Source organism: Bradyrhizobium sp. Ai1a-2, assembly GCF_000426245.1.
Taxonomy (GTDB): Bacteria; Pseudomonadota; Alphaproteobacteria; order Rhizobiales; family Xanthobacteraceae; genus Bradyrhizobium.
This window is the reverse complement of sequence record NZ_AUEZ01000013.1, coordinates 103,241-125,304: the sequence shown is the minus strand read 5'-3', so window position 1 is coordinate 125,304 and position 22,064 is coordinate 103,241. Positions and strand designations below refer to the sequence as shown.

The 22,064-nt window shown below is 61.0% G+C and carries 17 protein-coding genes and 1 pseudogene; 8 read left to right on the top strand and 10 right to left on the bottom strand.

What is annotated here, in order from left to right:
* The first annotated feature begins 276 nt into the window (after positions 1 to 276).
* The 4 genes from K288_RS49540 to K288_RS54075 are packed head-to-tail and all read left to right on the top strand — an operon-like array spanning position 277 to position 3,478.
* Complete coding sequence (locus K288_RS49540) at positions 277 to 507, top strand: hypothetical protein (RefSeq protein WP_051334492.1); 231 nt, start codon at positions 277 to 279, stop codon at positions 505 to 507.
* A gap of 5 nt (positions 508 to 512) precedes the next feature.
* Positions 513 to 1,925, top strand: coding sequence for an HAD family acid phosphatase (locus K288_RS49535; RefSeq protein WP_152535484.1), 1,413 nt, complete (start codon positions 513 to 515; stop codon positions 1,923 to 1,925).
* A 16-nt stretch (positions 1,926 to 1,941) separates the two neighbouring features.
* Complete coding sequence (locus K288_RS54080; RefSeq protein ID WP_201449668.1) at positions 1,942 to 2,451, top strand: hypothetical protein; 510 nt, start codon at positions 1,942 to 1,944, stop codon at positions 2,449 to 2,451.
* Positions 2,452 to 2,509: 58 nt separating this feature from the next.
* Positions 2,510 to 3,478: a phospholipase D-like domain-containing protein gene (locus K288_RS54075; protein WP_201449667.1), complete on the top strand. Its 969-nt coding sequence runs from the start codon at positions 2,510 to 2,512 to the stop codon at positions 3,476 to 3,478.
* A gap of 36 nt (positions 3,479 to 3,514) precedes the next feature.
* On the opposite strand, the gene K288_RS0112070 is transcribed toward K288_RS54075, so the two are convergent.
* The 9 genes and pseudogenes from K288_RS0112070 to K288_RS54685 form a co-directional block, all read right to left on the bottom strand.
* Positions 3,515 to 4,309 carry a hypothetical protein gene (locus tag K288_RS0112070; protein ID WP_152535483.1) on the bottom strand — a complete coding sequence of 265 codons (795 nt, stop codon included), beginning with the start codon at positions 4,307 to 4,309 and terminating at the stop codon, positions 3,515 to 3,517.
* Between the two features lie 182 nt (positions 4,310 to 4,491).
* On the bottom strand, positions 4,492 to 5,301 hold the full coding sequence (locus K288_RS0112065) for a S1/P1 nuclease (protein ID WP_084799563.1): 810 nt from the start codon (positions 5,299 to 5,301) through the stop codon (positions 4,492 to 4,494).
* Between the two features lie 159 nt (positions 5,302 to 5,460).
* Positions 5,461 to 5,709: a hypothetical protein gene (locus K288_RS53595; RefSeq protein WP_160168963.1), complete on the bottom strand. Its 249-nt coding sequence runs from the start codon at positions 5,707 to 5,709 to the stop codon at positions 5,461 to 5,463.
* A gap of 483 nt (positions 5,710 to 6,192) precedes the next feature.
* Complete coding sequence (locus K288_RS0112055; protein ID WP_027579786.1) at positions 6,193 to 7,839, bottom strand: serine protease; 1,647 nt, start codon at positions 7,837 to 7,839, stop codon at positions 6,193 to 6,195.
* 2 nt (positions 7,840 to 7,841) lie between these two features.
* Positions 7,842 to 8,864: a hypothetical protein gene (locus K288_RS0112050; RefSeq protein WP_027579785.1), complete on the bottom strand. Its 1,023-nt coding sequence runs from the start codon at positions 8,862 to 8,864 to the stop codon at positions 7,842 to 7,844.
* Between the two features lie 112 nt (positions 8,865 to 8,976).
* Positions 8,977 to 11,028 (bottom strand): tetratricopeptide repeat-containing protein, encoded by a 2,052-nt coding sequence (locus K288_RS0112045; RefSeq protein ID WP_027579784.1) that lies wholly within the window; start codon positions 11,026 to 11,028, stop codon positions 8,977 to 8,979.
* Positions 11,029 to 11,228: 200 nt separating this feature from the next.
* Positions 11,229 to 11,933 carry a hypothetical protein gene (locus tag K288_RS45310; RefSeq protein WP_152535482.1) on the bottom strand — a complete coding sequence of 235 codons (705 nt, stop codon included), beginning with the start codon at positions 11,931 to 11,933 and terminating at the stop codon, positions 11,229 to 11,231.
* An 89-nt stretch (positions 11,934 to 12,022) separates the two neighbouring features.
* Positions 12,023 to 14,995 carry a TIR domain-containing protein gene (locus tag K288_RS0112035; protein WP_027579783.1) on the bottom strand — a complete coding sequence of 991 codons (2,973 nt, stop codon included), beginning with the start codon at positions 14,993 to 14,995 and terminating at the stop codon, positions 12,023 to 12,025.
* A gap of 805 nt (positions 14,996 to 15,800) precedes the next feature.
* Positions 15,801 to 15,983: pseudogene (locus K288_RS54685) on the bottom strand (AprI/Inh family metalloprotease inhibitor); the annotation flags it as partial.
* Positions 15,984 to 16,080: 97 nt separating this feature from the next.
* Here K288_RS54685 and K288_RS0112015 point away from each other — a divergent pair.
* From K288_RS0112015 to K288_RS0112005, 3 genes are all read left to right on the top strand, one after another.
* Positions 16,081 to 19,311, top strand: coding sequence for a hypothetical protein (locus K288_RS0112015; RefSeq protein WP_152535481.1), 3,231 nt, complete (start codon positions 16,081 to 16,083; stop codon positions 19,309 to 19,311).
* 207 nt (positions 19,312 to 19,518) lie between these two features.
* A complete protein-coding gene (gene ybgC / locus K288_RS0112010; RefSeq protein ID WP_027579778.1) occupies positions 19,519 to 19,962 on the top strand; it encodes a tol-pal system-associated acyl-CoA thioesterase in 444 nt (147 codons plus the stop codon).
* A gap of 20 nt (positions 19,963 to 19,982) precedes the next feature.
* Positions 19,983 to 20,417 carry a YbgC/FadM family acyl-CoA thioesterase gene (locus K288_RS0112005; RefSeq protein ID WP_084799560.1) on the top strand — a complete coding sequence of 145 codons (435 nt, stop codon included), beginning with the start codon at positions 19,983 to 19,985 and terminating at the stop codon, positions 20,415 to 20,417.
* Between the two features lie 73 nt (positions 20,418 to 20,490).
* Here K288_RS0112005 and K288_RS0112000 read toward each other — a convergent pair whose 3' ends face one another.
* The gene (locus K288_RS0112000; RefSeq protein ID WP_027579776.1) at positions 20,491 to 21,135 is read right to left on the bottom strand and encodes a glutathione binding-like protein; all 645 of its coding nucleotides are present in this window, start codon (positions 21,133 to 21,135) and stop codon (positions 20,491 to 20,493) included.
* Between the two features lie 96 nt (positions 21,136 to 21,231).
* On the opposite strand from K288_RS0112000, the gene K288_RS0111995 reads away from it, so the two are divergent.
* On the top strand, positions 21,232 to 21,897 hold the full coding sequence (locus K288_RS0111995; protein WP_027579775.1) for a TetR/AcrR family transcriptional regulator: 666 nt from the start codon (positions 21,232 to 21,234) through the stop codon (positions 21,895 to 21,897).
* Positions 21,898 to 22,064: the final 167 nt, after the last annotated feature.

Here is a 22,064-nt window from a genome sequence, read left to right as displayed (position 1 = left end):
GACGGACAATGTCCATGCGACAACGGCGCCACTTGCCTTGCAGTGCCTTATCTACTATAGATTGCGTAGAGTTTTTATTCAGTCACGTTTGACCTCCTCTTTGGAATTTCCAAACCTAAGATTTTTTTCACTCATTGAGCCCGACTCAGGCAACCGATGGTGCTTGGGAGTTCGAAAACCTTGATTGGACCATCGGATCATTCATCACGCCACCATTTCCGCCCTTATGGGGCGCCGAACGCGTCAGGCTTATAAGCATCGTTCTTGGGGATCGTTATGATAAGCATCACCAGGCTGATCCTGATTGCGCTTGTTTTTTGCATCGCGATCACATGCGATGCCAATGCATTGAAACTCGCGTCGTGGAACATGGAGCATCTTGCCGACGGCGACGGTGAGGGTTGCCGCCCCCGTCAAGCTGCCGACTATCTGGCGCTCAGACAGCATGCCGATCGCCTGGGCGCGGATTCATCGCCGTACAGGAGGTCGAAAGCGAACAGGCTTTGACCCGAGTGTTCGATGCCGAAATCTGGTCTTTCGAGGTTGCGCGAAATCCGGATCAGGAGATGCTACGGCCCTGCGCCGGAATGGCCGACAAGATGATCATCACGCAACGTGCCGGTTTCGTCATCAGGAAGCCGATTAAGTATTCGCGCAACCCAGACTTGACGGCTCTCGACGTGGGCAGCGCAAATCGACATCGGTACGGGGTCGATATCACTCTGGAGGCCCGCGCCCCTTTGCGCCTCCTGTCGGTCCATTTGAAGTCTGGCTGCCCTGCCGGTGCACCTGGGGCCGGAGACGATTGCCAGGTGCTATTCGATCAGCAGAAGGTCCTCAAGAAATGGACCCAAGAGCGAGCAAAGGATGCAGTTCCGTTCGTTCTGCTCGGCGACTTCAATCGGCGGCTGCAGGCCGAAGAGCAGTTCTGGACCGGGATCGATGTTCCGGGCGATCCATTCATGGATCTCTCGCTTACCGTGAAACGCGACACGGCGGCCCGTTGCCAGCCGTCGTTCAATCAATTTATCGACTACATCGTTCTAAACCCCGGTAGCCTACCACTGCTAAAACCTGACAGCTTTCAAGAACTCGTCTATGAGGCCGGCTCTCCACCGGCATCCGATCACTGTCCGATCGCCGTCGAACTCAATGTGCAAGACGTCGGCGATCTGGCTCCTAAAAAAGGTCAGATGAGCAATGGGCTCAAGTGGTACCGGCGATCGGCCGAGTTTCCTCTCATTGCGCGGTTCATCTACGACCAAGCCAAGCGACGAGTCGACGCCATTCGGGCAACAGGGGACTACGCCTCGGATTGGGTAGTCTCGCTCGACGCCGACGAGACTATTTTCGACAACTCGCTGGGCCAGTTCGAGAACGAGTATCTCGGTCTCGGCTACGTGCAGGAGCGCTGGGCTTCGTGGGAAGCTCGCGGGGCCGCTAAAGAAGTTCCGGGAGCAATCGAGTTCATCAACCATGTGCTGTCGAGCGGCGGAAAGATCGCCGTGATCACCAATCGCGATGCCGATCTCGAGGAAGTTGCCCGGGGCAATCTCGTGCGACTTGGCATGAAGGACGATCGGAAAGGGGTCTGCATCCTTGGTCGACGTGCAATCGATACGCAGGCCGGCAATCCCGACGAGTGGCAGCGATACGGTTACAGGAACGACAAGGATCGCAGGCGCCGACTGATCGGGGAGGGTCACGCCGTGTGGTGCTGGTCAAAGGACGCGGACGGGTCGGCACGCGCCTCCTGGAACAGGCCCCATCGGTTCGTTCTATGGATCGGGGACAATGTGCTTGATCTACCGAAGATGACGCAGGCGGATGCACGCTCGAACGGAATGCCCGGCCTCGTGTTCGGCAAGGACTACTTCCTGCTTCCCAACCCACTCTACGGTTCGTGGCAAGGCAACGCTCCATAACCGCGCGGAGAGTCAATTGAAGGTGATCGCCCGCAGCTATCTTTCTCCCACCCTCGTGTTACTTGCGATGGATTGGCCAGATGGAGCCGACCGGAAAGACTTTCTGGGCTTCGCCATCCGGCGGACACCGCCATTTCGATCCGGGGACGCACCGGTCACGATCGATGGCAAGAAATGGAATTGGCTCCCCAATCGCCTTGGTTTCGACGGTCCAGCGCCGGACGGCCACGATCTGCCGACCGAGCGGGCGCCCATTCAGAAATTCATGTGGTGGGACGCCAGGATCGATGAAGATCAGCCCGGATCCAAGTTTACCTATGTGATCGCGCCGGTCGTCGGCAAACCCGATCAGTTCGGCCTCGTCGATGCAGACAGCGCGAGCATCGACGTCGAATTACCTTTGCACGTCGTCGATGGTATTGGCAGCTACTTCAACAGGGCGGTCGTAAGCTCCCAGGCCTTCGCCAAGAAAGTAGAGCAGCTACGCAAGGCGAGTGGCGGGAAACTCAGCGACGAGGATATTTGAGAAGGTATTTCCCAATCAACCCATAAAGGATTGGCTAAAGCCCAATAGGAAGGTCAAGTTGTACGACCGGACGCGCGGCAAGATCATGCACAACAAGATCCTTATCGCGCACACGGCCGACGGCCCGGCCTCCCTGTTATGCGGATCGGCCAATTTCACAACCGGCGGACTTACGAGCCAGGCTAACGTGGTCCACACCTTCGCGTCTTCCGCCCTCGCCGCTCACTATCAAGAGCGGGTTGACCGGTTGAAGGAAAATCCGACCATGGGGAATATCGGTGCGGGTGCCGACTGGACGCCGATGGAGACGGTAGGATCGGCGGGGATTCGTGCATTCTTCTCGCCCGAGAAGGACCCCGCGCGCATTTCGATGGATGCGATCGTGCAAGCCATCCACTCGTCGCGGTCATCCGTGCTGTTCTGCTTGTTCACGCCGACCGATGACCTCTTGCGGGATGCCTGCTTCGCGGCGGGCGACAACGGCAAGATGATGTTCGGCCTGGTCAACAATATTACCCAACCCAAAGACGGCGCGGACGACAGCCGCGCCGATGTGCGAGCCAATGTCGAGCTTTATCATCGTTCCCGCGAACAGAAAGATGTCTTTGACAAGTCGTGGTACGGCGAACCTCCGGAGGGTTTCTGGGTCGAGAAGGAGCTATTTCCTGGGGAACGATATCCCGGTTACCCGCCCGTTCTGATCCACCACAAATTTATCGTGATCGACGGAGAGACGTCGGCGCCGGTCATCTTCAGCGGCTCGGCGAACATGTCAGGCTCCTCCCTCTACAACAACGACGAGAACATCCTCGAAATCCGGGGCAGCCAATCGATAGCGCGCACGTACATGGCCGAGTTTCTACGCCTGTACGAGCATTACAGGGCACGGGCTATCTGGGAACGGATGCACGCCACAGGCAGCATCACTACATACAACCTTCAACCTGATGCTCGATGGGCGAAGGACGACTACATTCCGGGGACCGCGAAATATCGTAGCCGCCGAGCAATGACTCGTGAGCCGTAGGCGAGTAAGGCTATATTCGACTTCGCCTCGACGCGCTCAATTCTCGTGACACCCGCTCGGAAGAGCGCGTGAGGTCTTGCTCTGACTACCCGGTGCAATCCATGCGGATAGCTCTTTGCGCAGCGCCGCGAACAGTTTCACGCCGCGGAGTGCGACCTTGCCATCCACCTGCCCTTTTTCGGTATCGTAACTATAGGAAATCTCAACGACGGCGGGCCTGCGGCGATCGGTGGCTTCCGATGGATACCAGAGAGTTAGATCGAACTCTGCGTCGGTATCGTTTCCGAGATCGACCTGTGCCTTGCTGTAGACGAGCTCCGCAAAGACCGGTCCGGAGACCAGCCCAGCCTCAGGTTGCGGCGCATCGCCAGAAAGGCTCTCGAGCAATCGAAGCGACCCGGGATAGGCCTCGACGGCGGTTCGAAGCGAGATAGCCGGCTGGGCGGCACGGCGCTTCTGTGTAACTGAGTAGGAATAGCCGCTCCGGATCGCGCCCCCTTGTGCGATCGAGATATCCTCCTCGAGCTTGGACTTGGCGTTCTCGCGTCCTTCGAAGCGCGACGTCGTAGAGAGGAATACATCTGGACTCCGGAATTTAAGCGTCGTCTCGATATTGGCGGCCGGTGCCACCCCGGCGGCCATATCCGCTCGTTCGCGATAAGAGAAACCAGCCGCGCTTAGAATGCAGTCCGCCGTGTCCTTGAAGGAGACTTTGCGCTGATGGTGAAGTGAGAAGGACTTCTTTGCGCGGCTATCACCGTTTTCGCGAGGGTCCAGATGTGCGGCGATGATCGGCTTGAGCTGTCCATCCCAGAATTCCGCTGCGCGCACGCCGGGATCGCCGGCGAAATGCTCCGGAGTCAGCAGAAGCTTGTATTCGCGCGCGTCTATTTCGATGCCGCCCGCGGTTGCCGCTGTTGGCAGACCGACCATCGCGGCGACCGCGACCGCCGCGATGGTTTCCCGGACCGCGGCACATCGATGCGGCCTTCGAGCGTCCGCATCGAAATTCTTCATGGCCGGAGTACCTTGTCCAGAACGCGAGCAAGACGAATGCCGGCCTTTGCGAGCTGGGTACGAACGATCTCGCGGTTCGCCTGGATATAAGCCTCGTCGATGACAATATCGTCGGCTGGTTGATTGCATGAGGCGCCTTGCCGGCGGCAATATTGCGTCGTCACGGCTACCGTGATGGCAAAGGACTCGTTGGCCCAGTCTCGAGGATCAGAGGCCTGCGTCCAGAGTTCCTGTTGCGCCGGCGTGATCGACTTGACGATATCGGACGCCGCCAGCACGGGATCTTCGCCGACCGCCTTGAGCACGAGGCACGTATCCCAGGCGGAATGCAGGTTCGGCGAGCACTCGCCGTTGATCGAGACGCTATTACCGCCCCTATCGTCGGCAAACGACACGTGAAGCGGCTGATGCAGGTCACCGATCCAATGGCCCAGATACTTCAGTGCCGTCAGCTTCCTCTCATCGTCGGCCGACGATGAGAGGACGGCCATGTCGCTTTCGATTGCCGAAAGCACGCACTTCGGCGCTTGCGGGCACGATTGCGTGTCGATCCCCTTCGCCGTCCTCGCGAGGTTCACGTAGTGCTCGGTGTCACGCGTGCGTGGATGGTCTGGAAAGATGCACGCGTCCCGGAAGAAGTCGTAGCGCTCGTCGCCCTTCATCAGGCGCCGGATCTCCGATCGCACCTCGGGCAGCGCGAGGCGGAATGCTATCTCGCATACGACCTTGTGACCAGTGTCGCCCCAAGCGGCGGCAAGCGACGGCGTGAACAGACCGGTCAATAGCGCAAGCAGCAATCGACGCATAATCAGGCTCCAAAATGAACTTTTGAAAACAACATTCAATCACAAATTGCAACGCCAGAAAAGGCGCATTAACGCCACCGCTCAACTAGTATTAGCGGCGGCTTTGCCCGAATTTAGCTTGCATGCGCGCCGCGCGAAGGCCTATCGGGACTGTGGGCATCACGACAGCGTCCTTTGCCGCCTAGCGTCGAGGAGCGCGGTTTGCGGCCGGCGAAAAGCGACCGTCACACGTGTGGTCGATGCCTGGGAGAACGCCCGGCGCGCGGTGTCGACCCCCTCGATCTGTTGATCGCCAAGACCAACGCGCAGGTGCGGGCTCTTAATGACGAGGTTCGCGTCGGACTGAGGCGCGACGGACGGATCGTCGGTGAGGATATCGAGGTGGCTGCCGTAACGCCGTCCGGCCACGGCCAGACGCTCGCCTTTGCGACCGGTGTAGGTAGTCTCCTCAGTGCGAACGGCGGACGAGCGGAGCTGGCAGTCGGCGTGGCCACAAAGACCTTTCGGCCGAAAAGGCCGAACAGCATTGGCGCCATCGTAACGTCACACTGAAAGGCCCCGTCATCAACTCGGCGGCGGCATCCCAAAGATGAAACTGGTCTGGCCTCGCGAACTCGCGGCGAAAAAGTTCGTCGCCATCCGATAAAATCGGTCCGCTGAAGCCTGTCATTCCGGCCCTTCGAGTCCGCCAAACCGCGCTCCCCACTGTTCCAGCGCAAGCCCCCTGCGATTCAAGAAGCTCAACGATGGGCCGCGCGTGCAGCTCGTCTGCATGGGTGTAGCTCAGGAAAATGTCACCCATGGCAATAGCGCGCCCTGTCGCGCAGACCTTGCTCTACACTCAAACGCTTCCTGGCAGCGGCTGCATCATCTGGGGGACGCCGCAAGTCTCTATTGCATGGCTGCTCGTATCGCGGACAACGATATGGCTTCGTTCGCTTCGTAATCTCCGGCACCGTGCAGCCTTGGTGTTTTCTCGGAGCCGCCGTGATGGAGTCCGATGACCTGCCACTCCGTATTAAAAACCGGGCTTCCCGAGCTCGCCGGATCCGTTGGCGTGCGATAGTGCACGAGACGCTCTGCGTCGTCGATATCGAGCAGAACGCTGTCATGTAGCGAGATTTGCAGGCCACCGCCGAGCGGGTGGCCGATAACATATGCTCTCGCTTTGCTCTCGATGAGCGGAAGCGAATTGGCTGCTGCGAGACTTGTGAAATGGGGTTCTGCTCGTCCGACAGGCTTCAGCGTGACGACCGATACGTCGAGCCCCTTCGGGTCGGAAGTACCGAGTTTGGCAGGCGGAGACGTGAAGACCATTTCTTTCACCGCATAATTGACGGGAAGCCCGGCGAGCTCGGACTCCACTTCGAACGTTACGAGCGCATTGCCAGGAGAAATCGCCTTTGGCACAGTCTCGCTAATCACATGCGCATTGGTGACGAACACCGGACCTGCAGCTGCAAGACCCAGCCATTCGCCTGCAATCAGGAAACCGGTGCCCAGCCGTGCCCCGGTCTTATTCGTCACGCATCCAATGGATTTGCACGCGGCGAGCATGTCCCTCACATTTGCGAGGCTGAACGTGCGTTCGCCAAGAAAATTCTTCTCCAGACCGTCTGCCGCATCGAGCGCCTTTTTGAGAACCGGTATCGCTGCGGTCGAGATCGTGAACTGCGCCTGAGTGCGTATGATATGCTGCGCTATGATGCGCGAGAGCCGGTCGACGCAGCGCGCGCCATCTCCCGCAGGATTACCGCCCCAGATCTCACGAAGCTGGCGATCGTAGCTTTGTATATTGAAAGGCAGCACATACGGGTGGTGCAAAAACCGGTAGAGCCATAGCTCGGCGGCGTCGCAGTCTTCCAACGCAAGGCACGCCTCCGATGCTGTCGCTGGCACCCACAGATTGTCCGGCGTATCCTTGTAAAGCACGCTCATTCTGTCGCGCACATCCTCAGGGCGCGGCATCGGTGTCTTTCGATGTGTTGGCGCGACCTTGGCCTCCTTTTCCCGAGACGCGAGCGCAATCACGTTGATCGCGTGCCAGAACCGATCGTTCCTGCTATGTTCTTCACTCAATTGCTCGAGATAACGGTCGGTAGCGCTGACAAGACGATCCAGATCGTGAGTTTTCACAAATCGCTGTTTCTCGATGCGCCCGAGCAAACCGAGGAACTCCGGAATTTCGCTTTTTGCCTGCGCACCCGCTTCAGGTTTGCGTGCCTTGCCAAGCGCATCGGTCAGCAACTTCTCGGCAGGCTCGAGCTCGAAGAGATCGATGAGCGCCTGCGCGTAACGCTTGGCAACGGAAGCATCGAAGGGCCGGGCGCCGTGCCACGCCTGACCGATCGTCCGCGTATGATCGAACAGACGCTGTTCGTTCAGCACTCTCATCGCAGCCCGGACATCTTCGACCGGCGCGCCCGGCAATTTCTCAACGATCAACCGCACCGCCGCATCGATATCCTGCGGCTGCGCCGCCGGAAGGATGCCCTTCTTGAGAGTTGCGGCGAGCTTCTCAATGATTTCGTAATCCATTGCTAGGCAATCCCGATCGATTCACGCAACACGCGACGGAACTGAGTACCCGCAAAGTAATGCGTGCTGGTATGTCTCCAGCTACCCCAATTTGATTCCTTGATGTCCTCGACGCTCTTGCCGTCCACTGCCCGAAAGTCGCCGGCGAGTTTCGGATCAGCCGCTGCAACCGGATCGAGCGGATCGTAGATATTGATCCAGCGACGTACTTTTGCGGCCGGAAAGTCGACGCCACCTGCCCCGGCATCGATCGCAACGAGTTCGTCCTGCACTTCACGGATGCCGAGCGGCGATCCGATCGTGATCAACGTGTCGATCGCCGGACATTCCGGGCAATTGCGCGCCACATCATAAGCGACCATCGTGCCCATGCTGTGCGAAACGATAACGATTTTCTCGCCGGCCTGCTTCGCCTTTGCCAAATCGTCGAGCAGCCGCTTGCGCAGCTCCTGCCGCACCATGAATCGCGCACCGTCGGCCCGCACGTATTCCTTGTCAAAAAGGAAGTAAAACGCCTCCATTGCGGCCTTCTTGATGACCGCTTGTTTGATGCCCATCGGCAGCCAGCTTGCGATTTCCAGATCCGATACACCATCTGATTGTTGTACGGCCTCGGCCGTCGTTGCGATCGTAGCAGGTGGTGTTGTAAGCACAGCACTTGCGCCAAGCTTTCCCTCGAAATTCCGCAGGAAAGCGCGCTCGCGGGGGGTTACCGCTTGCGGCAGTTTCAAACCCGGTTCGATTCGATTCAGGTGCTCGCCATCAAGTATCGCCAGTTCATCGTCCGCTTCGTAGTATGATTGAAGCTCCGTTTCGTAATCCGTGCCGTAGAACACGTCTGCATAATAATTGAAAAACGAGGGAATGCCTTGCGAGCCGAGATTGATGCCCCGGTTCGGAGGTGCAAAGACAGCGGGGTTGGGATTGTCACGGGTGATGCCCCATAGCCAAATTTCCCTCAGCTTGTCGGGCGCAGGCTTCTTTGCGAGTCCATGGATGAATATGGTTGCGTAAGGTTTCGGCATCGATTTCCCCTTGCTGCTACATATCGGCCTTATGATCCGCTCGTTGTCTAAGGCTGCCCACAACTCATCTTGCGTTGACATTGTGTGCAGACGCGCACTCGATTATCTGCATTCAGGTACCGCCTGCGGGCGGTGAAGTCGGCTGGGTAGCTCGGCCGCCGGTCGTTAGTAGTTGACCGGCATCAATAACTTGCACGTCGAATACACCTGTCTTTTCGGCAATCCGCACCATATCCGCGGTGCCGCCGCGCGCGTCCCCCGTGGCATTGCCGTCCCAGAGTGCCAGAAGCGTGATCTTGCTGGCGCCCGAAGTCTGAGCCATCTCGAGTACCCAACGATTGCCGCGCTCCCATGGATCGATACCCGACCCCTGCAGCCATCGCGGCAGCCCCACCTGATCACCCAAACAGAGCGGCGGCCGATCCTTCACGAGCTCGAAGAACCGCCTCCGCCAGCCGTCGAGGCCGCCGAAGACGCTGCCGGCGAAATCCGCCTGAGGCATTGGCAGGCATACCGAGTTCTCGATACCGAGTTCGTTGCATAATTCGTGAACGATAACGTCCGTACCGGGTGCGGCAGAAGCAAGGATTCGGAGCGCGGATCCGGATGCTTTCAGCTTCGCCAGAGCGCTTCGAAACAACGCACACGCTAGCTGCTCCCGATCGGCCGGGAAGCGTGGGGCCGCGCGGCCGGGCTCGTCAATGCGGTGACCGACAGCGACGACGAGGTGCAAACCCGGAACTGACTTGGTGGGTTCGACATAAGCGTCCAATTCCCCAATGATGAGTGTCGCCCGCGCGGCCCGAATCCCAAGGCTGGCAAACAGCTGCAGCTGCCCTTTCGCTGCGTCCCAAGCAAACGAATCGCTTTTCGGCACGGCATCCCGGTAGGCCTGGACCACGCGCTGATCGCGCTCTTCGGTCAGGAACAGCAGATCGGCTCGCCCGATATCTGCCCAAACTCGGTCGCTGCCCGCCTTGCCGAGCCGCTCGATAGCAGCGTTAACCGCAAGCCGCACGCTCGAGCGGAGCGCCTCGACCTGCCGCTTCAGTTCGCTCTCATAGGCGGTGGCCTGCTCGCTGTCTTCGAAGGCGTCTTGCCACGGCGGATCGAGAGCCAATTCGAGAGCGATGACGCCCATCTGCAAGGCCGCGAGGCCCGAGTAAAAATGATTCAGGTCGACGAGATAGGCTTTGCGATAGGTCTCGTAGCTGCGGACAAGATTACGGTTCGTGGCCTTCTCGCGCCGATCGGCGACGGTGTTCAGCGACTGGAAGTCCAGCCGCCATAGCGTCTTCAGATTCCGGCCATGCAACGCCAGCGCCTCCGCGCGTTGGTCTGCGGTCGAGCGCTTGTCCGCCAGGACGGCAGCGATGGCCTGATTCGATGCCTCAAGCAGTTCAGCGCGCTTCTCGCCCCGATATTGCCGCTCGAGCAGATTGGCTAATGCAAAATTGGCGTCGAGGTCGTCGGGCACGGCCTCTCGAACACGCAGCCAGGTCCGCCTGGCGCCAACATAGTCGGCCAGCTGCCATTGTGCCTTGCCAATGGCCCGCAGGGCCGGCCACTGGAAACGCTGATCGGTCACCTCGGAGGCCAGGAGCCGCAGCCAGCCAGCGGACTTCGCCGCTTTCGCGCGCGCCACCTCTTCCGTGAAATCGATCGGCACAACCTGGACCGTCGCGGGATCAAGTTCAGGCAGCGTCGGCAGCATTTTGAAGATCGGGCTGTCGGTCTCACGTGAACTAGCCAGGGTCGCTCGAATGACTTCGACCAATTCGTCGAGCTTCTTACCCGGGGTGTCGACGTTGTACTCGAGGTAGCGATCGGTCAGGATGTCGAATGGCGTGGTGTCCGCCACAGGTGTGCCTTTGATCAAGACAGTACCCTTCTTGCAGAGCGCGTGCCGGATCCCCAACTCGTAGAAGACGTTGGCGTTATGGACTGTGATGTCGCAAATGACGAGATCGGCCTCGAGGATCAGGCCGAACATGTCCTCGCGAATGTTGCCGGCATCAATGATCTTGCCGGTCGTGCCGCCGCCGAGGCCGACCGCTTCGATGGCCCGGGCGATCAGCTCGAGATGAATACGTTCGAAGTCGACCTCTCTGCCGGCCGAGTCCTTCTTGGTACCGAAGGGACGGATAATGAAGGCCTGTTGCATTGGTCGCGCCCCCTCGTTTCCGATCAATTACCTTCTTGCGCGGCTTCTGTTTTCGACACGACAATGCGGCCGCTTATCTTCAAGCGACCGCATAATCACAAGAGTGCCCCTCAAAAATAGTCGAACGGGTTACCAATGGTGTGTGAACTATTTCACCTCATTATGAATATCGGTGCACACGTTCCTTACAGGCAGAAGGATCAATTGCCCGTCCCGAGGCTCGCCGGCGAAAAGATATCCGGCGTATCGGTGGCCTGGATGCGGGAAACGAGATCGGCTGTTCCGCCGGGACCGTCCCCACCCTTTCCATCCCACAAGGCAATCAAATGCACATCGCCGTTGTTGCGAGCCAACTCCAGCAGCCGGGTGTTGCAGGCGCCGTAAGCGTCGTCCGACACGGGCAAATTCATGCCCTCACGCCGGGCTTCCGGAGTGGCGTTCCACAGCTCCCAGAAGCGCTGTTCCCAATCGCTCCCCACCCCTTGCACGGATGTGCCGACGAACACTTCCGGTGCAAACGGGAGTACGATCACGGTATCGATGCCCTGAGCTCGGCACTGTTCGTGGAAAAGGATATCTCCACCCTGCGCGCCGCTGGCAAACCCCAAAGCTCGTTCTCCGGAAGCTGATCTGGCCGCGTAGGGCGTGACAGCCTCTGCAATGCGCGCGCCAGCGGCCCCTTCGAGCGAGGCAGGAAAGCGCGGCTCGGGGCGATCCGGCACATCGATCATGTGGCCTGTAAATAGAAGCGAGATTGGCATGTGGACCCCAATCAGTTTTAGACACTCTATAACAAAAGCGGGCAGAAGCGTGATTCGGAAACGGACGATGCGCCACTTCGTCACTCTGACGCTGGAAGAATCAGAATCTTGGAGCCGCCGATCGGCATGCAGACCCTTCGCCAAGACAAAGCGCCACGACTACAGCGTTACCGGCTCGTACTCGGGCTGACGGTCCAAACGAGCCGTGGGGCTCGAACCATGATCGTTGTACATCATCCGCAGGCGGGCAAGCCCGGGCAGGTGGGTCGGCACGCCCGTGCGCCGAGGTCGCGCTGCCATTCAGCCATCGTGAGGTTGCGGGAAACCCGCGAGCACGCCTCTTGCACCAGATCGACGCCTGAGACGAGAAAGCCGCGCAGACCATTGTCGCCCCCGGCCAGCAGCACGGCCCCCTCTGGCGAGAAGGCAAGTGTGGCGAGCTTGCCGGGATAGTGGAGTTCAGAGATCGCCACGCCGGTCGCGACGATGAACAATCGGATGCGCCCGTCTTCGCAGCCCGCTGCGGCCAGGCTGCCGTCACGGCTTACCACAAGCGCCGTCGGCTCGGCGCAGGGGGCGGCCGCCCAAGCCTGCCGCAGCTCGAGGCCCGCTTCTCCATCGGATATCTTCGACGCACGCACGACGCCGCTGTTGCTCGCGGTCAGCAGCAGCGCGGCGGACGGCGAGAATACGGCCAACCGGACATCGCCGGTACCGGCGGGCGCAACCGGCTTTCCGCCGACGCCCCAGCGCCATAAGCGCAAGCCCTGATAGGGCACCACAAAGGCCAACCAGGTACCGTCCGCTGAGAAAGAGAGCGCGGTGGCGCCGGCGTCCGTGCCATCAAGCAGTCGGCCGGTCGGGACCTCGTAAAGGCGCACGTTGGCGTCACGCCGTGCAACGGCTACGACGTCGCGTCCGGGGTGCCAGGTGACAGCACCCACATTTTCCTCCACTGGCCATTGGGCGAGCTCCCGTCCGCTAGGCCAAGCGAGCACACGTAGCACCTGCGCGTGGTCGTCAACGACGGCGACCCTGTCGCCGAAGGGGGCGAACGCTAGCGCACCAACCGGGGGTAGCGCTGGAGCCGGCACCAGCGGTCGCGGCCGTCCGTTCGCAAGCCCCAGCACATAACCGGTGCCGGCGAAGTCCGCGCCCAGGAGAACGCCTGATGCGGACATTGCCATATGATCGAGATCGACCGCCGCATTCTCGACCCATGCGTCGGTCCCGGCAGTAACCTCCAGGAAGCGCACGCCCTGGCCCCCATCGACGACAGCAAGCAGGTCGCCAGGCAGAAATGATAAGCCCGTCGCCACGTCGCCCGAGGGAATGCGCACGCGGCCGACCAACTTGCCCTCCTGTCGGCCCAAGAGGTCAACAAAGCCATCACCGCGTGCCACGGCGACAAACCGGCCGCCGGGATCAACGGCCACACGCCATAGCGCATAGTCTGTCTTGAATTCCTCTACCCGCCAGGCGTCGAACATCGACCAGTCGAGGATGCGAATAGAGCGGTCTTTGCTCACTGTCACGACGAAAGGCGAAGTCGCGGAGGAAGCCGAGTAAGTCACTGCTGTCACTGCGTCGCGGTGGGCAACGGTGTATTGATCGTCGCCGTCCGGCATGGTCCACACATGCAACTCGCCCTTATCGTCACCAGACGCGAGCTGGTTCGCCCCCGGGCTGAACGCGAGTGATGTGATCGCCGCGCCCGAGCGGTGGTGCAGCGTGCGCACGACCTTACCGGTTGGCATCTCACGAATTTCGATCGAGCCTTTCTGACCCCCGCTCGCCACCAAGCCGCCGTCGGGCGATAGCGCGACCAACAACAGGCCCTCACCGTTGGTGTCCTCGGCACACCAGCGCTGCGAGTGCGTTTCGACGTCCCAGGCGCATAGCTTGCCACCGGTGCCTGCGGCGACCGCCCCGGATGGCTGTGCCGCGATGCTGCCGACGGGCGCACCGAGATCGATGGAACGTTCGGACGCAGGAGCGCCAGAGCGAACCTTCTGTAAATTCCAGAATGAGACCAAACCACCGACGGTGCCAGTAACGAGGCCGCCGCGACCGTCGAACGCCGCAGCTCTCACGGGATCCGGATGCGGCAACGTGGCCACAGGCGTCGACGCAGGAACGTCCCAGAGCCGCACGGTTGAATCCGAGCGGTCGTTCCAGACGGCAGAGACGTCGGTACCAAACGCGAAAGTGGCGATCGACTTGCCGTCCAGGGCGACCGCCATGCCACCGACTCCGTTCGGATGTTCGCCGACGGCGCGCGGGCGAAGCAGCATCCGCATGCCCTCCCGCAGCATGGCGTCGATGTCTGGCGAACGCTGCCCAAGATCAGCCAGTTCGCGAACCGCCTCCACCAGCATCAACGTGCTTTCGGTCAATGCGCCCTGATCGGCGGTCCGCAACTGCAGTGCGCGATTGGCCAGCTCGCGGGCGGCGCCTTCGCGCGCCCGCCGCTGCTCCGCCCAGAATCCGAGGCCAGCGATCACTAGGAGGACGGCAACGACGGCGCCGGAGACCTGCTTCCAACGGGCCGAAAATAGCCGGCTCGCGTGTACATAGGTGCGCTGCAGTTCGGTGGGTCGGCGGCGAACCCCATCAGCCGCTGCGAGCCATTGCATCGCCTCAGTGATTGACCCGCCGTGCAGCAGCGCGGCCCACGGCCGTTTGCGCGCTTGCCACTCAGTGGCCGCGGCTGCAAGCCGACCATGTATAGCGAGCCATTCCGGGTCGCGGCGGAGCGCCGCCTCCAACGACGTCAACGCAGCGTCGAACGCAGCAGGATCCCTGAAGTCGCACCATTGCACCGCCTGAAGCAGATCGGGCACGGCCGCTTCGGCTAGGATCACGGGCACGAGCGGCTTGTTGAGCTCGACCGCGTGGCGGAGTTCGACCGCGCAGACTTCGGAGGCGACCGATCGCGGCGAGACTACAAATATGAAAAATGTCGATTGAACAATCCCTTGAACGATGCGCTGTAACCAGTCGGCCGTCGGCGTGATCTCGCGGCGGTCGATCCAGGCGTCGATCCCCCGTGCCCGCAATGCAGCGCCGAGTTGTTCGACGAATGGCGCATCGTGCCGCGAATAGGAAATGAAGACCTTGATGAGCCCTTCCGCCGCAAGCAGCTCGGGGACGGCGGCCTGAGCGCCAGACGATCGATGCAGGTCAACGGGCGCCGTCGGTGTCACCATGGCTCTCCAGGGCGGTGGATCGGGTTAACTCCGTGGGGAGCCTTCGGATCACCGGCCGCGGCTGTCCATTTCTCAATCGGATCAACCAACACCCCACAACCGCCAGCCTTTCAATCACATATTCTCGCTTCCATGGAGCCGCGAGTAACTCTTCGTCGTCGTATGCCGTTGTGTCGTCACCTTCTGAGACGAACACAAAAATGTGCGGGAACTGGCGCTTCTGATCAATGAACACTACAGCTCAACTTCCTATCCGCGGACCAAAATAGAAATTGACGGCAGGGGAGCCTTAGACGAATATACACGCATCAGTTGACGTGAAAAGCACTACACCGAGCAATTACTCAAGGCGCAAAAATAGTTCATCTTGTGGCGAAGGGTTTCGCCATGTGTGCTCTTTCCACGCTGGAATGGATGTGTTGAATATCCTTCAACCATCAGTCGATACCTCGATCTTTCGACGTATCCGCGTCCTCGAGGTCGAGAATTGTCCCAGATATTGTTACGGGCTCTCGTTGATAGCTAGCAAGCCTGCGGGCGGTGGCTCACGACGGTAGCGGCCGCTGCGAGCGTGGCTTGCTGATAGGATCCGTGGGTCGCAGGGCTACGAAGCACGCGTCCGGAAACTGCTCGAGCACAACGGTCCAGTATTTTCTGTGATGATTGAGGCCATGCTGGATGCCCGCCGCGCGATCCTCGAGGGCTCCGATCGGCTGCATCGTGTGCTCATCCAACTGGTTCAGCATGATCTCGTCTACCGGCGTTTGATGACGGTGCCCGGCGTCAGTCCCGTTGCGGCTCTGTCGTTCAGCCGCGCGATGCCGAGACCCTTGACGCTCCAGGCTGCGATGTCCTTGGTGAACGGCAGCGCGGTCTTGCAGACGGGCTCGAGCCTGGAGCCCTGCCCCGCCGCGTCGAGCTAGAGCGTGACGATGCAGGTCGTGCTGCGCTCGGTGGTCGAGAGGTCCCACTGACCGAGCATGTCGTCGAGTCCTGCGCCAGCAAAGACCGGCCGCGGCCGACACTGCCAGTTGTAAAAGCATCGGTGACGCGGCAAGGTAACGTGCCAGCGCGATCGTCCATTGCCTGCGGCCGGCTCGCGTTTTCCGTCCCGTTTCCCGAGTGATTCCATGAGCTACGTCGAGCTGGATGTTTCGCCTCCAAAGCGTTGGCGACAATTTCTGCCGGCGTGGCTTAGTGCCCTGCTCTGGGTCGATGGCGCGTCCAGATACGACGGCTTCATCTCCTACAGCCTGAAGGCGGACCGCAACGTCGCTCCGGTCATTCAGTCGATCATCCATCGGTTTCTCTGCCCGTGGTACAAGCCGAGGGCGAAGACGATCTTCCGCGACCTGTCCTCGCTGCCGGCGGGCTCCAATCTCGAAACCGAGCTGTTCGACCGAATTGACCGCTCCACCCATCTGATCGTTCTAGCCTCGCCCGCGGCCCGCGACAGCCGCGGCATGCAGATGGAGGCCATGCACTGGTTCAGCCGGCCGCGGGACGGACAGGTCCTGATCGTGCTGACGGAGGGCGACGCGCAGAGCTGGGACGACATCCGCCGCACGCTGCTGCCGCCCGCCCTGAGCGACGGCCTTGCCGCCGAGCCGCTCTGGGCGTCGGTCCGGGACCGGCGCCCCGCGATCATCGCGAACCCCGGCAGCCTCACCCTGCGCGAGGAACTGATCGAGGACGTCCATCAGATTCTGCTGCGGTTCTATCCCGGCATGGATTGGGGACAGCTCCGCGGCGAAGAGCGCGCGCTGCGGCGCAGAACCATCCGCATCGTGGTCCTCATGATGTCCCTCTTCCTGTGTCTCGCCGTGGCAGCAACGGCCTTCGGCTGGTATGCGCTCAACCAGCAGCACCTAGCCGAATCCCGCCAGTTGGCCGCACAATCCCAGCTCATGGCCAGTTACGATCCGGCGCAGGCCCTTGCCCTTGCGATGGCGGCCGCAGCGAGAACACCGAGCGAGGAGGCACAGGCAGCGCTGGGCGGAGTGATCGAGGCTCCGCTGGTGCGGCTGGTTCTCCTCCACGACGGGCCGGTCAACGCCATCGTCTTCGCTTCCGACCGCACGACGGTGGCGACCGCCAGCGACGACAAGACGGTCCGCCTGTGGGACACCGCGAGCGGAACGCTGAAGCGGACCTTCAGTCACGATGGCAAGGTCCTGTCCGTCGCCCTCACGTCGGATGCCGGGCGCGTTGCCGCGGGCGCCGACAACGGCACCGTCAAGGTCTGGGACATCGAAAGCGAGCAGCTCGTGTTCACCCGCGAGGGGGCGCCTGACCCGAACAACAGCGACAATCAGCGACCGCGGGCAACGCAGGTGTCGTTCTCTCCGGACAATACTAGAATCCTGGCGATCTATGACAACGGCGACGCCACATTTTGGGACGGAGCTGGGACGAAGATCGATGCATTCACAATTTGCGAGGATTCTTCTGCTCATGCAGCCTTTTCCCCGGACTCCCGCCTGCTGGCCATCTGGGGATCAGGCTGCGACGTCTCCGAAATCCGCGACGCTCACACCGCCAAGCATGTGAGCACGGTTGGTTGGCCGCTGACACGGAAGGAGGCCAGGGAGCAGCAAGGCAGCTCGCCGATCCGCGGCGTCGAAAGAGTGCTATTCACGCCGGACAGCCGATCGGTCGTGCTGATGGAGTGGCAAGGTCAGGCAGGCCTCTGGGACGCCCGAAAGGGCAAGCTGATCCGAAAGTTCGGCAGTGACTTTCCCGCCGAACTGAAGCACGCGGCCTTCTCTGCCGACGGCAAGGCCTTTTTCACGGCGAACAGCGACAGCAGCATCACCCGGTGGGACGCCGCCAACATGCGCCCGAAGGAGAGCGGCACCGGGCATACCAAAGTCATCTTCTCGGCATCTCTGGTGGCGCAGGACAAGCGCATCGTCACCGCGAGCCGGGACAACTCGGTACGGCTCTGGAACGCGGGAGATCTGAGCGAGCCACCGCTCATTCTCGGCGGCGGACCGGCGACGCTGAAGACCGCGGCCGCCTCGCCGGACGGTGAAACGATCGCGACCACGGACGGTGGCCAGACCGTGCAGATCTGGGACGTCAAGAAGACGCACCCGCTGCTGGCGCTGGACGCCGGCAAGCACGTGAATTTAGCGGCATTTCTCGGTAATAGTGGTGAGGCCACGACTTGCGCAAAAGGAGGCACCTGCAGTTTCTGGAACGGCAGGACCGCAAACGGGCTGCCGGCAACGGGCGGGCAACGATCCTCCATGGACTTTCGCGCGATCTCTGGGGATGGTCAGCGGCTGGCGTTCGTCGGCGACCATTCCGAAAACCGTCGTGTCGAAATCTGGGCTCCGTCCGGCACGCTGCCCATTGCCCAGGTCGCCACCTGTCGCGGCGATCCCGTGTTCTCAACCGACCTGACCCGCATGGTCTGTTTCGACCGAGAGGACAAGACCGCGAATGTCTTCGACCTCGGGGCAGACGTGCAATCACGACAACTCGTGGGCCACGACGAGGCGATACGGAAAGCTGCCTTCACCGGAGACGGCTTACGTATCGTCACGGTAGCAGATGACAAGACCGCGCGCGTATGGGATGCTGCCAGCGGCAAGCCCGTGGCGCGCCTCCCGCACGACGAGACCGTCCATGCGGCGGAGTTTACGCCCGACGGCTCGGGTGTCATGACGACGGACTTCAAGAACGTGGTCCGTCGCTGGGACTGGGCGCTGTCGAAAGTTCAGTACCAACTCGACCAGGACTCTCGATCCGATTCCCTCGTCTTCTCTTCCGACGGGATGTTCGGATTGCAGATTAGCAACAGCGGGCGCGAACACGCGGCGACGCTCTTTGACCTCAAGACTGGCAAAAGCTTCGGGCGGCTGGAGATGCCCCACGGCCCCGACGACTATTTTACAGGCCAAAGTTTCAGTTCGGACAGCAGGCGGATCCTGATTGCGAGCCGGGACCGTACAGCACGACTTTGGAATGCCAAGACCGGTGCACTGGAGACGGTCTTGATCGGACACACCGGTCGCATCTCGGACGCCAGATTCTCGCCGGACGGACGCTATGTGGCCACCGCGAGCCAGGACGGGACCGTGCGACTGTGGAGCGCTGCCACCGGTCACTCACTGATCACGTTCAAGCCTGGAGGAGACGTTGCCTCCCTGGTCTTCTCTCCCGACGGGCGCAAGCTTCTCATCGCCAATGAGGGCGCCTCCGTCTACGCCACCGATGTCCTCGACCTCCTGAGCTGGGCCGGATCGCTTGCGCCTAGGCACGTCAACACCAACCCTGCCGGTGCAAGTACCCATCGGCAAAGATAGTTTCAGTTCCCGCTGGGCCCTAACTACGGCGTCGATCGCAGCTCGCGCTGAAGCGAACACGGCAATAGTCGCATCGCCCGTGCGCTTAGGAAAGACGGCATTTTGCGGATCATAGCGCCGCCAAGCCCAAGACGATTGGCGCTTGCTGAGGAAGGCGCCTCTGTGCAAGACAATTGATCTCAGAAGCGCATTAACGGGAACCGTTCTTTGACAGCCTCTCTTGATGGCGAAATTCGCGACGGCCGCCATCATATGCAGGTCCGCGTTTATTTCGAAGATACCGACGCTGGCCAGATTGTTTATCACGCGAATTTTTTGCGCTTCATGGAACGCGGCAGAACGAATTACTTGCGCCTACTCGGAACCAATCAGCAAGCGCTGCTCAACGACGGGCAGACCGATGCGCCCGGCTTTGCCTTCGTTGTCCGTTCGATGACAATCGATTTTCTAAGACCGGCGGTCTTGGACGACCTGCTCGACGTCGTCACGGTCCCGCAAGAGGTGAGGGGCGCGTCGATCGCCTTGCTGCAGGAATGCAGGCGGGGAGACGATCTCCTAGTCACGGCGCGTGTACGCGTGGCGTTTATCTCAGGCGGAAAGGCGCAGCGCATACCGAAGTCGCTGAGGCTTGCTATGGAAGGGCCCAGATAAATCTGCCCCTCGTTCATGCTATGGTCTTCCAGCGACCCAATGAAATCAAGGCGTTAGACTTCTGTTGCGATATCGTCAAACCAGAGTTTTCCGGCATCGTCTATCACGCCAATTATCTGCGCTTCATGGAGCGCGGCCGCACCAATCATTTGCGACTGATGGGCGCCGAGCAGCATGCGCTGTTCGCGGAGACCGAGGTCGAGACGCCGGGCTTTGCGTTCGTCGTTCGCTCGATGCAGATCGACTTCCTGCGGCCGGCGCGGATGGACGACGTGCTCGACGTCGTGACCTGGCCGGTCGCAGTGAAGGGCGCCTCGATCACGCTGGCGCAGGAAGTGCGGCGAGGCGAGGACGTGCTGGTGAAGGCGCAGGTACGCGTTGCCTTCATCAGCGAGGGCAAGGCGCAGCCGATTCCGAAAGCGCTGCGGGTGTTGTTGAAGGCCGATGTGGGGTGACGAACGTCCCACAATTCCGGTGTCGTCCCGGCCTTGAGCCGGGACGATAGGGTGTTGTGCGGCAGCTTAGTTACTACGCGGCCGCCTTGTGGCGTGCGATCTCGGCCTTGTAGAGCTCGAACTCCTCCGCGATTGCCTTCGCGACCGAGGGCCGCGCGCGCACGCGGTCGTAATAGGCCTTCAGCGCCGGCCATTTTGCCAGTTCGATCGGCGGCGTCGCCATGGTCCAGTTGATGATGGTGACGAGATAAGCGTCCGCCACGCTGAAATGGTCGAGCAGGTACTCGCGCCCCTTCAGATAGTTCTCGAGATAGTCGAGCCGCGACAGGTTCTTCTCCAGCACGTAGGACTTGGCGTCCTGCGGCGCCTTCTTGTCCAACAGCGTCACGAACAGGCCCTTGTGCAGCTCGGTGCCGATGAAGCACAGCCATTGATGCAATCGGCTGCGCTCCATGCCGGGCCCGCTGCCGAGATTGGCCTGCGGGAAATGGTCGGCGACATATTGCAGGATCGCGGCATTCTCGGTCAGCACCGCGCCATCATCGGTGCGCAGCGTCGGCACCAGGCCGAGCGGATTGACCTTGGCGAAATCCGATCCGTCCTTCAGCACCACTTTTGTCCTCGGATCGACCTCGAGATAGTCGGCGCTTGCGCCCGCTTCATACAGCGAGATGCGGGTCGCCATCGAACAGGCGAGCGGCGAGAAATAAAGCTCCATGGGTGCCTCCTTCGCGTTTCGGCCCGGCGGCGGGCCGCGTGTTGATTTTTATACTGTTCTGCATAATATGGTTTCGGTCAAGGAATTTCCTGCGAAATGGTACAAAAAAAGAAGAGGCTGCCATCTGCTGCCAAACCACCCGCTGGCAAACAGGCCGATGCTGCCGAGCCAAAGCGGCGCGGGCGGCCGCGCGCCTATGAGCCCGACGTTGCGCTCGGCAAGGCGCTCGACCTGTTCCGCAACCGCGGCTTTGCCGCGACGTCGCTCGACGATCTCAGCGCCGCCACCGGCATGAACCGGCCGAGTCTCTATGGTGCGTTCGGTGACAAGCGCGAGCTCTACATCAAGAGCTATCAGCGCTATCGCGACGATGCGCGCGCCGCGATGATCGACATCTTCCGCGAGGAGCTGCCGATCCGCGAAAGGCTGGCGCGCATCTATGCCGTGGCGCTGGATATCTATCTCTCCGGCGATTCTCCTCGCGGCTGCTTCACGGTGGTGACGGCGGCTTCCGACGCGGTCGGCGATCCCGAGATCCGCGCCTTGGCGCTCGAAGGCTTCGTCGAACTCGACAAGGCTTTTGCGTCATGCTTCCGCCGCGCCGTCGACAAAGGCGAACTGCCGGCGACCGCTGATATCGCCACGCTCGGGCAGCTCGCCTCCGCCACCCTCCACACCCTCGCGCTCCGCGCCCGAGCCCGCGTGCCACGCAAAGAACTCGAAGCCATCGTCAACGGCGCCGTCGACGTGATGTGCCGCTAGCGCCGCATTAGTCCAGCGTCGTCCCAGAGCGTTTTCGAGCAAGGCATGCCCTCGGACCTGATCCGAGGGTGGACGCCGGTTCGCGTGAAGAAAACCTGTTAGAATAGAAGGGGGGGCGACGACCAATATTACGTCTGCAACCCTTTAAAGCAGAAATGAAACAGCGC